The following is a 14018-nucleotide window of genomic DNA, read 5'->3' as shown; positions in this document are numbered from 1 at the left end:
TGGGGAGAGCGGGCCGCGCTCGTCGGCGTCAGCAGGGGTAGAAGACGCTCATCTCGTTGGCGAACCGCTTGAACGCGGCCTTGGTGTTCGTGCCCGCCTTGCCGTCGATGCTGTCGTTGTAGTCCCAGCCGAAGGCCAGCATGCGCTGCAGCGCGCGGATCGTGTTCGAGCCCGGGTCGCCGTCGATGTCGTCGTTGTAGTCCCAGTACTCCTTGAGGTGACGCTGCATCGCCTTCCAGCTGTTGGTGCCCAGCTGGCCGTCGATCTCGCCGGTGTACCGGGCCGGGGCGCCACGCAGGAAGCACTGCACGTTCTTGGCCTGCTGGGAGCTGAGGCCGAAGTTCTGCGTCGCGAGGATCGCGGCCTGGGCGCCCACGGCCGCCTGTGAGGCGCCGGCGGTGTCCGCGGCGGTGGCCGCGCCGGCCCCCGCCAGGGTTCCGGCTGCGATCCCGACGGCTGCGGTGAAGCCGACGAGCGTCTTGGTCAGAGCTCGCATTCTGTCCCCTCCGATGGTTGGCGGCCGGCCGAAGCGACCGGCTCGACAACGAGACTGGGGGCCCGCGGCGCCGCTCGCCACGGTCGCCGGAAAACTGACGACCCCGCGGGACGACCACCGCGCCGACCTGCGAGGACGTGACGTCCCGGGACGTGTCGGCGGGACGGCCGCGGCGGCGGGCAAAGGACGAGGACCGGATGTCAGTGCCTGCCCGTACAGTCGCCGGCATGGCGACTCTTCCCAACCCGCTGCCGAAGCTCGCGTCCGATCCGAGCGGGCGCTCCCTCGGGCTGCGACTCCCCCCGGGGAGACTGATCGACGCGACCGACGAGGGCCCCTGGCACGAGCCGTTGCTGTGGCATGCGCAGCGGTCGGCCGCTTCGGGCAACTGGACCGCGCTCGGGGGCAGTTCGGCGCGGGCGGGGCTGCTGCCGGTGCTGGTCGACCTGGGCGGCTCCCAAGGCGGCCCGCAGGACTGGGAGCTGATGCCCGGGGAGATGTCGTACCCGGGCGATCACGACGCGGAGGACGTGCTGGCGGGGTTCTGGGAGGAGTGCGCGGCCGACGGCGAGGAGTGGCCGGGCCTGGCCGACGGCCTCACCCTCGCCGCCGACCCGGACGCACGCGCCGCGCAGATCGCCGACGCGCTGGCGGGCGAGGGCGGTTCCGTCTTCGCGGCTCCCCACCTCGCCCTGGTCCCGGCGCGCCGCAGCGCGGACGTGCCCGCGGCGATCGGCTGGACGGGCCCGGCCAACCACGAGAACGACACGGCTCGGCTCTGCGCGGTACTGCGCTCGTGGGAGGACCGCTTCGGCATACGGGTCGTCGGGCTCGGCTTCGACGTGCTCGTGCTCTCCGTGGCCGCGCCGCCCGCCACGTCCGCGGAGGCGGCTGCGGTGGCCGCCGAGCACTTCGCGTTCTGCCCGGACAACGTCCTGCAGGGTGAGGGAGACCTGGCGTCCTACGCGGAGCGGCTCGTCGGCGAGCACGCCTGGTCCTTCTGGTGGGACTGACGGGTCCCTCCCACACCCGTCACCCCTTGAGTCCGCGCTCCAGCCTGCGCAGTCCCTCCGCGATCTCCTGCGGAGTCTGCGTCACGAAGCACAGGCGCAGCGTCGAGCGGTCGGGGTCGCCCGCGTAGAAGGGGGCGCCGGGCACATAGGCCACGTCCTGGGCGACGACCTGCGGGAGGAGGGCCGTGGTGTCGTACGCGTCGGGGAGGCGGGCCCACAGGAACATGCCGCCCTCGGGCGTGTTCCACACCGACCCGTGCGGCAGCGCCTCGCCCAGCCCCGCCAGCATGGCGTCGCGCCGTTCGCGGTACACGGCGGCCACCCGGCCCACATGGGCGTCGAGGTCCTCGACGGCCAGGTAGCGGGCGGCGGCGAGCTGGTTGACGGTCGGCGTGTGCAGGTCCGCGGCCTGCTTGGCGACGACGCAGGCCCGCAGCAGCTCGGCGGGGGCGCGCAGCCAGCCCAGCCGTATGCCGGGGGCCATGACCTTGGAGAAGGAGCCGAGCAGCACCGTGCGGTCGCGGGCGTCGGGGTGGGCGGCGATCCAGGGCACGCGCGCGCCGTCGTAACGGAGTTCGCCGTAGGGGTCGTCCTCGACGATCCACAGGCCGTGCCGGGCGGCGACGGAGGCGAGGGCGGCGCGGCGTCCGGCGGGAAGGGTGCGGCCGGTGGGGTTCTGGAAGGTGGGGACGGTGTAGAGCAGTTTGGGGCGTTCGCGGACGACGAGGTCCGCGAGCGCCTCGGGGTCGGGGCCGTCGGCGTCGCCGGGCACGGCGAGGATCCGCGCTCCCGCCAGTCCGAAGACCTGGAGGGCGGCCAGGTAGCAGGGAGCCTCGACGAGGACGGTGTCGCCGGGGTCGAGGAGCGCGCTCGCCAGCAGGGACAGCGCCTGCTGGGAGCCGGTGGTGACGAGGAGGTCGTCCGCGGCGGTGGGCAGCCCGCGGGCCGTCGTCCGGGCGGCGAGCCGTTCCCGCAGGGCCGGTTCGCCCTCGGTCGTGGAGTACTGCAGGGCCCGCGCCGGGGCCTCCTCCAGCACGTGCCGGAACGCGGCGGCCACGCCTTCGCGGTCGAACAGCTCGGGCGCGGGCAGTCCGCCCGCGAAGTTGATCACCTCGGGGCGGGCGGTGACGGCGAGGATGTCCCGCACGGGCGATCCGCCGATCGACCGGCTGCGGGCGGCGAGCGGGGGAACCGAGCGGGGTGCGGACACGGATGCGACAGTCATGTCCGCACCCTAAGGAGATACGTGCCGCCTACACCTGGGTTTCTGGCATGTGGACGGCCCGAGAACCGAGCCCCTTCCGCCGACGAGGTGTCCGCACCCGGCGGGCACGGGCGGCTTCGCAGGCGATCGGGCGTCCCACACCCCGTCCCGTACCGGCGGTGTTTTCGCAGGTCGGACGCCATGGGACCGTTTCAGCGTCCCGAATCGGGCCACGGATGTGGAAGGCATGCGCCGTACGGCACAGGCTTGCCCCATGCCCACTCGCCCCGCTCCCCCCACCCGGCGTCGCGTCCGTCTGCTCGCCGTCGCGCTCACCGCCGCCGCGGCTCTCACTCTCACCGCGTGCCGTGACGGCGAGGGCCTGCGCGACGAGGGCCCGTCCAGCTCCAGCACCCTGACCGGCTCCGCCCCGCTGACCGGCTCCGGCGCCCTCACCGGCCCGGTGGCCGGCCCCGGCCCGGATGACCGGAGCTAACGCAGCTTCCGGGCCGCCTCGGTGGCCCAGTAGGTGAGGATGTTCCGGGCGCCGGCCCGCTTGATCCCGGTCAGCGTCTCGAGGATCGCCCGGTCCCGGTCGATCCAGCCCTTCTCGGCGGCGGCCTCGATCATCGAGTACTCGCCGGAGATCTGGTAGGCGGCGACCGGCACGTCCACGGCGTCGGCGACCCGGGCCAGGACGTCCAGGTAGGGGCCGGCCGGCTTGACCATGACCATGTCCGCGCCCTCCTCCAGGTCGAGGGCGAGCTCGCGCATCGACTCGCGGAGGTTGGCCGGGTCCTGCTGGTAGGTCTTGCGGTCGCCCTTGAGCGAGGAGCCGACGGCCTCCCGGAACGGCCCGTAGAAGGCGGACGCGTACTTGGCGGTGTACGCGAGGATCGAGACGTCCTCCCGCCCGATCTGGTCGAGCGCGTCGCGGACGACCCCGATCTGCCCGTCCATCATCCCGCTGGGCCCCACCACGTGGGCGCCCGCGTCGGCCTGCACCTGCGCCATCTCCGCGTACCGCTCGAGGGTGGCGTCGTTGTCGACGCGCCCCTCCTCGTCCAGCACGCCGCAGTGCCCGTGGTCGGTCGTCTCGTCCAGGCACAGGTCGGACATGACGAGCAGGTCGTCCCCCACCTCGGCTCGGACGTCGCGCAGGGCGACCTGCAGAATCCCCTCCGGGTCGGTCCCCGGCGTCCCGAGGGCGTCCTTCTTGGACTCCTCCGGCACCCCGAACAGCATGATCCCGGAGATCCCCGCCTCGACGGCCTCCAGCGCGGCCTTCTTCAGACTGTCCCGCGTGTGCTGCACGACCCCCGGCATCGCCGTGATCGGCACCGGCTCGCTCACGCCCTCCCGCACGAACGCGGGCAGGATGAAGTCGGCCGGATGCAACCGCGTCTCCGCGACCATGCGCCGCATGACGGGAGTGGTGCGCAGCCGCCGGGGGCGCGACCCGGGAAAGGATCCGTACGTCGTCATGCGCCCTACGCTACGCCCGGCCCGGGCAACCACTTGCCGACGTCCTGTCGACCCGCGGCGGGACGCCCTGCCGCCGTCCGGCGCCTTCCGCGGCGACGCCAAAAGCCCCTGGCCGTCCGGCGACCGAGGGCGGCGCCCCGGCCAGGAGCCCCGCGCGGCGGGACCCGCCGGACGAGCCCCCGTCGACCGGGTCCCTTCGACGAGGTCCCCGTCAAGGACGGAGCGGAGTCCCGGGAGCCGCAGCCCCCGGGACGGTCGTCCCGCCGCTCAGGTGGCCCGCCTCCGGCGCGCGCCCGGCCGGCGCTCGCTCGGGCGGCTGACCGGGTCCCCGGCCTCCTGGGCCGCCGCGCGCCGGCGCAGACCGAAGTCGGCCAGCGCCTCGGCGAGCTTGTGCACCGACGGCTCGGGAGCCATCACGTCGACCCGCAGCCCGTGCTCCTCGGCCGTCTTGGCGGTCGCCGGGCCGATGCACGCGATGACGGTGACGTTGTGCGGCTTGCCCGCGATGCCCACCAGGTTGCGCACGGTGGACGACGACGTGAAGAGCACGGCGTCGAAACCGCCGCCCTTGATCGCCTCACGCGTCTCCGCAGGCGGCGGCGAGGCCCGCACGGTCCGGTAGGCGGTGACGTCGTCGACCTCCCAGCCCAGCTCGATGAGCCCGGCCACCAGGGTCTCGGTGGCGATGTCGGCGCGCGGCAGGAACACCCGGTCGATCGGGTCGAAGACGGGGTCGTAGGGCGGCCAGTCCTCGAGGAGCCCGGCGGCCGACTGCTCGCCGCTCGGCACCAGGTCCGGCTTCACGCCGAAGGCGATCAGCGCCTTCGCGGTCTGCTCGCCCACCGCGGCCACCTTGATGCCCGCGAAGGCACGCGCGTCGAGCCCGTACTCCTCGAACTTCTCCCGCACCGCCTTGACGGCGTTGACGGAGGTGAACGCGATCCACTCGTAGCGTCCGGTCACCAGGCCCTTGACCGCGCGCTCCATCTGCTGGGGCGTGCGCGGCGGCTCGACGGCGATCGTCGGCACCTCGTGGGGCACGGCTCCGTACGACCGCAGCTGGTCGGAGAGCGACACCGCCTGCTCCTTCGTGCGCGGCACGAGGACCTTCCAGCCGAACAGCGGCTTGGACTCGAACCACGACAGCTGGTGGCGCTGGGCGGGGGCGGAACGCTCGCCGACCACCACTATCACCGGCCGGCCGCCCTCCGGGGAGGGCAGCACCTTCGCCTGCTTCAGCGTCTGGGCGATCGTGCCGAGCGTCGCCGACCACGTCCGCTGCCGGGTCGTCGTGCCCGCCACGGTGACCGTCATCGGCGTGTCCGGCTTACGGCCCGCCGACACCAGCTCGCCCGCGGCCGAGGCCACCGAGTCGAGGGTCGTCGACACGACGACCGTGCCGTCGGAGGCGCCGACCTCGGTCCAGCAGCGGTCCGAGGCCGTGCGTGCGTCCACGAACCGGACGTCCGCGCCCTGCGCGTCGCGCAGCGGCACACCGGCGTACGCGGGCACGCCGACGGCGGCCGCGATGCCGGGCACCACCTCGAAGGGAACGCCGGCGGCCGCGCACGCGAGCATTTCCTCCGCCGCGTACGTATCCAGTCCCGGGTCCCCGGACACCGCACGGACGACCCGCCTGCCGCCCCGCGCGGCCTCCATGACAAGATGTGCGGCATCGCGCACAGCGGGTGCCTCAGGGGTTGTTGACGTGCCGTCAACGATCGTCGGGCGGGGTGCGCCCGTGAGCGGGAGCGGGTCCGGCGAAGGACCCGCGTCCGCGTTCACGACGGCGACCCCCGGCCTGGCGTGCGTCCGCACGACGTCGAGCACCTCGTGCTCGGCGACGAGGACGTCCGCGTGCGCCAGCGCCTCCACGGCGCGCAGAGTCAGTAGTCCCGGATCCCCGGGTCCGGCACCCAGGAAGGTGACGTGCCCGTGTTCAGGACCGGCGGCTGGAAGGGCGGTGGGGCTCACTGTGCTCGCTCCCCCATCAGACCGGCCGCGCCCTGGGCGAGCATCTCGGCGGCGAGTTCGCGACCGAGCGCCATTGCCCCGTCGTGCGTCTCGGGCACGGGACCGGTGGTGGACAGCTGCACCGTGCGAGCGCCGTCGGTGGTGCCGACGACGCCGCGCAGGCGCATTTCCTTGACAATCTGCCCGTCGGCCAGAAGGTCGGCCAGCGCGCCCACAGGGGCGCTGCAGCCGGCCTCCAGGGCGGCGAGCAGGGACCTTTCGGCAGTGACGGCGACCCGGGTGAAGGGGTCGTCGAGTTCGCCGAGCGCGGCGATCAGCGCTGCGTCGTCCGCGGCGCATTCGATCGCCAGTGCTCCCTGGCCGGGAGCGGGCAGAACCGTGTCTATCGACAGGAAGTCGGTGACCTCGTCGATGCGGCCGATGCGGCTCAGGCCGGCCGCGGCCAGCACCACCGCGTCCAGCTCGCCGTCGTGCACGTACCGGATCCGGGTGTCGACGTTCCCGCGTATCGGGACCGTCTCGATGTCCAGCCCGTGGGCGCGTGCGTACGCGTTCAGCTGGGCCATGCGACGCGGCGAGCCGGTGCCGATGCGCGCCCCGCGCGGCAGGTCGGTGAACTTCAGCGCGTCCCGGGCGACGATCACGTCACGGGGGTCCTCGCGCACCGGCACGGCGGCGAGGACCAGGTCCTCGGGCTGCGTGGTGGGGAGGTCCTTCAGCGAGTGAACCGCGAAGTCGACCTCCCCCCTTGCCAGCGCGTCGCGCAGCGCGGTCACGAAGACGCCCGTGCCGCCGATCTGCGCCAGATGCTCTCGGGAGACGTCGCCGTAGGTGGTGATCTCGACGAGTTCCACGGGCCGTCCGGTCACCCGGCTCACGGCGTCCGCGACCTGCCCGGACTGGGCCATGGCGAGTTTGCTGCGCCTCGTCCCCAGTCTCAGTGCCTTACTCATGCCGCTCATGCCGGCCCTCGGTTCTGTGCGTTCTTCTCGGTGCTGTCCTCGGCCCGGGACACGGCAGCCACCGTGTCCTGGTCGAGGTCGAACAGGGTCCGCAGCGCGTCCGCGTACCCGGCGCCGCCGGGCTCGGCCGCGAGCTGCTTGACCCGTACGGTCGGCGCGTGCAGCAGCTTGTCGACGACGCGCTTGACGGTCTGTGTGATCTCCGCGCGGTGCTTGTCGTCCAGGCCGGGCAGCCGCCCGTCGAGCCGGGCCATCTCGCCGGCCACGACGTCGGCGGCCATGGCGCGCAGCGCGACCACGGTGGGGGTGATGTGCGCGGCCCGCTGTGCGGCGCCGAAGGCGGCGACCTCGTCGGCGACGATCCGCCGCACCTGGTCGACGTCGGCGGCCATCGGCGCGTCGGCGGAGGCCTCGGAGAGCGACTCGATGTCGACCAGCCGCACCCCGGCGAGGCGGTGCGCGGCCGCGTCGACGTCCCGCGGCATCGCGAGGTCGAGCAGGAAGAGGACGGGCTGCGGCCGCGTCGGCGCGGCGACCGGCTCGGGCCTGCGGCGCTCGGGGATGCGGCCGACGGCGGCGGCGGTCGCGGCGAGCGCGGTGATCAGCTCGGCGTCGGTCTCGGGGCTGCGGCGGGCGGCGAGCCGGCGGTCCACGGTCGCGTTGTCGACCCAGGCGGCGTGCTGCTCCAGCGTGGCAGCGTCCATGCCGGCGACGGCGGCCTCCCCCATCACGGAGAAGCCGGACTGCTGCACGGCGGACTGCTGCACGGCGGCCAGGTCGAGCGGGCAGTTCTCGTCCGCGCCGACCGAGGTGGGCGGCAGCGGCCGTACGTCCGGGGCGGCGCTCTCCTCGGCGAAGGCGGCGGGCGCCCCGGTACGGCCCTCGACGGCGGCGGCGACCGCTTCCGCCGTCAGGACCAGGCCCGTCGCGCCGGTACAGGAGACGGCCACGTCGGCACGTGTCAGCTCGGCCGGCACCGATTGCATCGGTACCGCGCGGGCCGACACGTCCGCCGTGCCGCCGCCCTCCGTCAGTATCTGGGCGAGCCGCTCGGCGCGGTCGAGGGTGCGGTTGGCGACCACCAGCTCGGTGATCCCGGCACGCGCCAGGGTGGCCGCGGCCAGCGAGGACATGGAGCCGGCGCCGATGACGAGGGCGCGCTTGCCCCGGGCCCAGTCCCGCACGTCCTCGCCCGCGGCCAGCTGCTCCAGGCCGAAGGTGACCAGGGACTGCCCTGCGCGGTCGATGCCGGTCTCGGAGTGGGCGCGCTTGCCCACCCTGAGGGCCTGCTGGAACAGGTCGTTCAGCAGCCGTCCGGCGGTGTGCAGCTCCTGCGCCCGGGCCAGCGAGTCCTTGATCTGCCCGAGGATCTGCCCCTCGCCGACGACCATGGAGTCCAGCCCGCAGGCCACCGAGAAGAAGTGGTGGACGGCGCGGTCCTCGTAGTGCACGTAGAGATAGGGAGTGAGCTCCTCCAGGCCGACGCCGCTGTGCTGGGCGAGCAGCGTGGAGAGCTCGGCGACGCCCGCGTGGAACTTGTCCACGTCGGCGTACAGCTCGATCCGGTTGCAGGTGGCGAGGACGGCGGCCTCGGCGGCAGGTTCGGCGGCGACCGTGTCCTGGAGCAGCTTGAACTGGGCGTCCGTGGACAGCGAGGCGCGCTCCAGCACGCTCACCGGGGCGCTGCGGTGGCTCAGTCCGACGACGAGGAGGCTCATGCCGGCATCACGGCGGGCACGTCCCCGTCGGGTCCCTGGTCGGTGGAGGCGTCGCGGCTGACGGGCGCGGGGTTGGCGGCGTCGCTCGCCGCGGCCTCCTCGACGGCCTTGCGCTGCTCGTGGAAGGCGAGGATCTGCAGCTCGATGGAGAGGTCGACCTTGCGCACGTCGACGCCGTCCGGCACGGACAGCACGGTCGGCGCGAAGTTCAGGATGGAGGTGATGCCGGCGGCCACGAGCCGGTCGCAGACCTGCTGGGCGACGCCGGGCGGGGTCGTGATGACGCCGATGGAGACGCCGTTCTCGGAGATGATCTTCTCCAGGCCGTCGCTGTGCTGCACGGCGATCCCGGCGACCTGCTTCCCGGCCATCGCGGGGTCGGCGTCGATGAGCGCCGCGACCCGGAACCCGCGCGAGGCGAACCCGCCGTAGTTGGCGAGCGCCGCGCCGAGGTTTCCGATGCCGACGATGACGACCGGCCAGTCCTGGGTGAGGCCCAGCTCACGCGAGATCTGGTAGACGAGATACTCGACGTCGTAGCCGACACCGCGCGTTCCGTAGGAACCCAGGTAGGAGAAGTCCTTGCGCAGCTTCGCGGAGTTGACGCCCGCGGCGGCCGCGAGCTCCTCGGAGGAGACCGTGGGCACCGAGCGCTCCGACAGTGCGGTCAGCGCACGGAGGTACAAGGGAAGGCGGGCGACGGTGGCCTCGGGAATCCCTCGGCTACGGGTCGCCGGTCGGTGAGTTCGGCCAGTTGCCACGGTGCTCCTGCGGGTAGAGCGGGGCTGCAGGCGGTCACATGTTCCCAGACCGCCCCGTCGAGTGCAGGCTATGTCTTTGTGAACGCGTGCACAAAGATGGTGTCCGATTTGCCCGGCCAACGTGACCGGGGTCACGCGCGTCATTACAGGGGGCAAAACCGTCACTCTCCTCGTGAATCCCGCCCCCGAGACCAAAGCGCCATCGATCCTAAGCGACGTCCCGTACGTCCTTGTACTGCTCGGTCAGTTCTCATCCGGTCAGCTCCTTGCGGAGCCGCCCCTCGTCCACCCGCCAGAAGGTGTGCTGCCTGCCGTCCACCAGAACGACCGGGATCTGCTCCCAGTACTGCTCGTACAGCTCACGGTCGTCGGCGATGTCCTTCTGCTCCCAGGGCACGCCGAGTTCCGCGCAGACCCGCGCGACCACCTGCTCCGCGTCGTCGCACAGATGGCAGCCCGCCTTGCGGATGAGAGTGACCGACCGCTCGTGCGCGTCGGCCCTGCGTCGGAAGAGGGGAGTCATGCCGCCATTGTCGCGCTCTCGGCGACGGGACGGCCTCGAGTGTTCACACACTGCCAACCCCACCGATCCGGAACCGCCGAACAGACTGGCTATGCTCACGCCATGGCCGCTCTAGGATGGCTCACTCCCCGTAGGCGTTCCGCCACGGCGCGGAGCGTGTTGGCAGGCGAGGCCTCGGCCGAGGCAGCCCGCAAGTCCACCCAGGAAGCCCTGGACTCCCAGGACGCCCTGGACACCTCGGACCGGGAACCGCAGTTCCCGGTGCACGGCGACGCGATGGCCGCCGCCTTCTTCGACCTCGACAACACCGTGATGCAGGGCGCCGCGCTCTTCCACTTCGGCCGCGGCCTGTACAAACGGAAGTTCTTCGAGACCCACGACCTGGTCCGCTTCGCCTGGCAGCAGGCGTGGTTCCGGCTGGCCGGCGTCGAGGATCCCGAGCACATGCAGGAGGCCCGCGACTCGGCCCTCTCGATCGTCCAGGGCCACCGCGTCTCCGAGCTGATGTCGATCGGCGAGGAGATCTACGACGAGTACATGGCCGAGCGCATCTGGCCGGGCACCCGCGCACTGGCCCAGGCCCACCTGGACGCCGGCCAGAAGGTGTGGTTGGTCACAGCCGCCCCGGTGGAGATCGCCCAGGTGATCTCCCGCCGGCTCGGCCTCACCGGCGCGCTGGGCACGGTCGCGGAGTCGGTCGACGGCGTCTACACCGGCAAGCTGGTGGGCGAGCCCCTGCACGGACCCGCCAAGGCGGAGGCGGTGCGCGCGCTGGCGGCGGCGGAGAACCTCGACCTCACGCGCTGCGCCGCGTACAGCGACTCCCACAACGACATCCCGATGCTCTCCCTGGTCGGCCACCCCTACGCCATCAACCCGGACGCCAAGCTGCGCAAGCACGCCCGCAACCTCGACTGGCGGCTGCGCGACTACCGCACCGGCCGCAAGGCGGCGAAGGTCGGCATCCCCGCGGCGGCGGGCGTCGGCGCGGTGGCGGGCGGCACGGCGGCGGCGATCGCGCTGCACCGGCGCCGGCGATGAGCTGACAGACCCACGGCCGCGAGCCACGCGGGAACGAGCCACGCGGGGACGAGGACGGGGCGGAGCGAAAGAGGACGGCCGGGCGGTGCGACACCGCCCGGCCGCCGCGTTTTGCGACCCTCCGCCCCGCGCCGGCGCCCGTGCGCGTCCGCCCCGCCTCCCCGCCCCTGTCCGTCACACCGGCGACGACACCCCACACCCACGAGCAAACCCGACCAATCCGACGGTCGTACCCGCGTAACCCCGTATCCAGTCCTGTTGTCCGCGCTCCGCCACAACACGCCCTGGACCGACCCGAAACTCGAACCGTTCCGATCAACAATCGCTCAGCCTGCATCACTTGATCGAGCGCCAATAGGCCACAGAAGCGACGTAATCGATGATTTGAGCAACTCGGCGTAGCAGGCCCTGTACGAAGCGTTATTCTCCTCAGACGCAATCCGGTACCCCTCCTGTCGCTACGACGGGTGAAAGGTTCCGCACTGCACGTGATGGAAGCTCTGCCTCTGGGAGTCCCGTGTACCCACACGTCGGGGTTGACACCTCGGGCCTGGCTACGCTGCGCGCAACGGTCGCTATGGTCCAGGACCTGTTGCGCGGCTTCGTCCCCACCGCGTACGCCGGCCCCGCCTTCGCCACCGCCGCTCCGGCGGGCCCCTGCTACGCACTGGCGGAAGGCAGCGCCGCGGTCGGCAGAAGAGGGCGCTCGACCACCAGCGGCGCGAGCACCGCCACCCGCCGACCGGCCGCCGACAGCGACAGCGCCCGGATGATGGACCTCGTCGAACGCGCTCAGGCGGGCGAGGCCGACGCCTTCGGGCGGCTGTACGACCAGTACAGCGACACCGTGTACCGCTATATCTACTACCGGGTGGGCGGCAAGGCGACTGCCGAGGACCTCACCAGCGAGACGTTCCTGCGCGCCCTGCGCCGCATCGGGACGTTCACCTGGCAGGGCCGCGACTTCGGCGCCTGGCTCGTCACCATCGCCCGCAACCTCGTCGCCGACCACTTCAAGTCGAGCCGTTTCCGGCTCGAGGTGACCACCGGCGAGATGCTCGACGCCAACGAGGTCGAGCGCTCCCCAGAGGACTCCGTCCTGGAGTCCCTGTCCAACGCCGCGCTGCTGGACGCGGTGCGCCGGCTCAACCCCCAGCAGCAGGAGTGCGTGACGCTCCGGTTCCTGCAGGGCCTCTCCGTCGCCGAGACCGCTCGGGTGATGGGCAAGAACGAGGGTGCCATCAAAACCCTCCAGTACCGGGCCGTCCGCACCCTCGCCCGGCTGCTGCCGGAAGACGCCCGCTGACCGCCCCCGCCCGCAGATCACTGTCGGCGTTCCCCAACTCACGTTCAGTGAAAGTCCGTTGCCTTCCCGATCCGATCATCCGCAGTCCGTAACCCAAGTGCCGCGCCAGTCGTTGTGCGGGATACAGGCTCCCTGTGGTCACGTCCTGGCCGACCCCGATCACTCGATCGGGTGCAACCGGCACAGGGCGTGCAACCCTCAGTACCCCAGGGGAGTCGACCGTCATGACGAGAGGAGGTGCCGCCCGTGATCGCGAACGTATCGGCGCACCGGCGGGCGAACGCCTTCGCCCAGGCCCTGGAGGAGCAGTCCGACCAGGGCACGGCGGCCGAGCAGACCGAAGGATCACCGCCGGCGCCGGCCGCTGCGGACCAGACCGGGCAGGGCCAGCTGCTGGCCCTCGCCACGAGTCTCGCCGAGCTGCCCAAGCCGGAGTTCGATCCCGAGGTCAAGGTCGTCCAGCGGGCCCAGTTGGTCGCAGCGATGGAGGCCATGCTGCAGGCTGGCACCGCGGGAGGCGAGGCGGCGGACCTGTCGGTCCCCGAACAGCGATCCCACCGGGGCAGGGGCACACACCGGGCCGGCCCTCTGGGCAAGTTCCGGCCGCGTTCCCGCCTCGCCAGGGGCCTCACCGCGGGCGGCCTCAGCGTCGGCGTCGCGGCGGGAGCCTTCGGCGGAGTCGCCGCCGCGAGCTCCGACGCCCTGCCCGGCGACGGGCTCTACGGGCTGAAGCGCGGGATCGAGGACTTCAAGCTCAACTATCTGGCCGACGGTGACGACGAACGCGGTCGCACCTACCTCGACCAGGCCTCCACCCGGCTCGGCGAGGCCCGCAGGCTCATGGAACGGGGCCGCAGCGGCGACCTCGACCACGAGTCCCTCGGCGAGATCCGGCGCGCCCTGAACGGCATGCAACACGACGCGTCGGAGGGTCATCGCCTCCTCCACGAGGCGTACGCGCACAACCCCGACTCGCTGGGTCCCATCCAGGCCCTCGAGGCGTTCTCCCGCTCGCACCGCGAGGCCTGGGGCGCTCTGCGCGAGCGGCTCCCGGTCCAGCTCGGGGACGTCAGCCAGCAGGTCTCGTCGGTCTTCGAAGCCATAGACGACGAGGTCGCCCCGCTGCAGTCCCTGCTCCCGCGGCCCCCCGCCGCGGGCGGCCGCGACACCCGTCACGGCACCGGGTCGGCATCCACCGGCAGCTCCTCGGACACCGGCCGCGCGAGCACCCCGGGCGGCGGCAAGGACACGTCCGACGAGACCGGGGGCGACACCGGCAGCCCCAGCAGGTCCGCCACCTCCGGGACCGACGACGACGGCCTCCTCGGCGGCAACACCGGCGGCCTTCTCGACCCCCCGAAGGACACCGGCGGCACCGCCCCGACCACCAACCCGCCGCTCACCCGGCCCGACGTCACCCTCCCGCCCCTCCTCCCCGGCCTCCTCCCGGGCCTGGGCATCGACAGCGAGGACGCGGAGTAGCACCACCGCACACGGCGATGGGGGCGCCCCTTCTCGGAAGGGGCGCCCCCATC

13 protein-coding genes are annotated in these 14018 nt (G+C 72.6%); 5 read left to right on the top strand and 8 right to left on the bottom strand.

From position 1 onward, the window contains the following. Nucleotides 1-28 precede the first annotated feature (28 nt). Entirely contained in the window at nucleotides 29-496 is a 468-nt protein-coding gene (locus ACN6LD_RS40365) for a peptidoglycan-binding domain-containing protein (RefSeq protein WP_445045752.1), read from the bottom strand. Nucleotides 497-723: 227 nt separating this feature from the next. Between ACN6LD_RS40365 and ACN6LD_RS40360 the strand changes: the two genes are divergently transcribed. Then, entirely contained in the window at nucleotides 724-1509 is a 786-nt protein-coding gene (locus ACN6LD_RS40360; RefSeq protein ID WP_319190538.1) for a DUF4253 domain-containing protein, read from the top strand. A gap of 19 nt (nucleotides 1510-1528) precedes the next feature. Here ACN6LD_RS40360 and ACN6LD_RS40355 read toward each other — a convergent pair whose 3' ends face one another. Next, nucleotides 1529-2734 carry an aminotransferase-like domain-containing protein gene (locus tag ACN6LD_RS40355; RefSeq protein ID WP_445045751.1) on the bottom strand — a complete coding sequence of 402 codons (1206 nt, stop codon included), beginning with the start codon at nucleotides 2732-2734 and terminating at the stop codon, nucleotides 1529-1531. A gap of 253 nt (nucleotides 2735-2987) precedes the next feature. Between ACN6LD_RS40355 and ACN6LD_RS40350 the strand changes: the two genes are divergently transcribed. Next, on the top strand, nucleotides 2988-3209 hold the full coding sequence (locus ACN6LD_RS40350) for a hypothetical protein (protein ID WP_319190535.1): 222 nt from the start codon (nucleotides 2988-2990) through the stop codon (nucleotides 3207-3209). On the opposite strand, the gene hemB is transcribed toward ACN6LD_RS40350, so the two are convergent. From hemB to ACN6LD_RS40320, 6 genes are all read right to left on the bottom strand, one after another. Continuing rightward, complete coding sequence (gene hemB / locus ACN6LD_RS40345) at nucleotides 3206-4198, bottom strand: porphobilinogen synthase (RefSeq protein ID WP_319190534.1); 993 nt, start codon at nucleotides 4196-4198, stop codon at nucleotides 3206-3208. The two genes, ACN6LD_RS40350 and hemB, sit on opposite strands and share 4 nt — an antisense overlap. A gap of 267 nt (nucleotides 4199-4465) precedes the next feature. Then, on the bottom strand, nucleotides 4466-6172 hold the full coding sequence (locus ACN6LD_RS40340; RefSeq protein ID WP_319190533.1) for a bifunctional uroporphyrinogen-III C-methyltransferase/uroporphyrinogen-III synthase: 1707 nt from the start codon (nucleotides 6170-6172) through the stop codon (nucleotides 4466-4468). Next, on the bottom strand, nucleotides 6169-7125 hold the full coding sequence (hemC, locus tag ACN6LD_RS40335; protein ID WP_319190531.1) for a hydroxymethylbilane synthase: 957 nt from the start codon (nucleotides 7123-7125) through the stop codon (nucleotides 6169-6171). The genes ACN6LD_RS40340 and hemC overlap by 4 nt, the downstream gene beginning before the upstream one ends. A 5-nt stretch (nucleotides 7126-7130) precedes the next feature. Further along, complete coding sequence (locus tag ACN6LD_RS40330; RefSeq protein WP_319190530.1) at nucleotides 7131-8852, bottom strand: glutamyl-tRNA reductase; 1722 nt, start codon at nucleotides 8850-8852, stop codon at nucleotides 7131-7133. Further along, nucleotides 8849-9613, bottom strand: a complete 765-nt coding sequence (locus ACN6LD_RS40325) for a redox-sensing transcriptional repressor Rex (RefSeq protein ID WP_319190528.1) — start codon at nucleotides 9611-9613, stop codon at nucleotides 8849-8851. The genes ACN6LD_RS40330 and ACN6LD_RS40325 overlap by 4 nt, the downstream gene beginning before the upstream one ends. A 250-nt stretch (nucleotides 9614-9863) precedes the next feature. Then, complete coding sequence (locus tag ACN6LD_RS40320) at nucleotides 9864-10136, bottom strand: glutaredoxin family protein (RefSeq protein ID WP_445045750.1); 273 nt, start codon at nucleotides 10134-10136, stop codon at nucleotides 9864-9866. 102 nt (nucleotides 10137-10238) lie between these two features. On the opposite strand from ACN6LD_RS40320, the gene ACN6LD_RS40315 reads away from it, so the two are divergent. The 3 genes from ACN6LD_RS40315 (at nucleotide 10239) to ACN6LD_RS40305 (ending at nucleotide 13965) form a co-directional block, all read left to right on the top strand. Further along, nucleotides 10239-11177: an HAD family hydrolase gene (locus ACN6LD_RS40315; protein WP_319190525.1), complete on the top strand. Its 939-nt coding sequence runs from the start codon at nucleotides 10239-10241 to the stop codon at nucleotides 11175-11177. Between the two features lie 517 nt (nucleotides 11178-11694). Beyond that, nucleotides 11695-12483, top strand: a complete 789-nt coding sequence (locus ACN6LD_RS40310) for an ECF subfamily RNA polymerase sigma factor, BldN family (RefSeq protein WP_319190523.1) — start codon at nucleotides 11695-11697, stop codon at nucleotides 12481-12483. A 246-nt stretch (nucleotides 12484-12729) separates the two neighbouring features. Next, nucleotides 12730-13965: a DUF5667 domain-containing protein gene (locus ACN6LD_RS40305; RefSeq protein WP_445045749.1), complete on the top strand. Its 1236-nt coding sequence runs from the start codon at nucleotides 12730-12732 to the stop codon at nucleotides 13963-13965. Nucleotides 13966-14018 lie beyond the last annotated feature (53 nt).

It is taken from the genome of Streptomyces sp. SAS_272 (genome assembly GCF_052543235.1).
The sequence above is the reverse complement of the archived record's forward strand: the minus strand, read 5'-3'. Positions and strand labels throughout refer to the sequence as shown.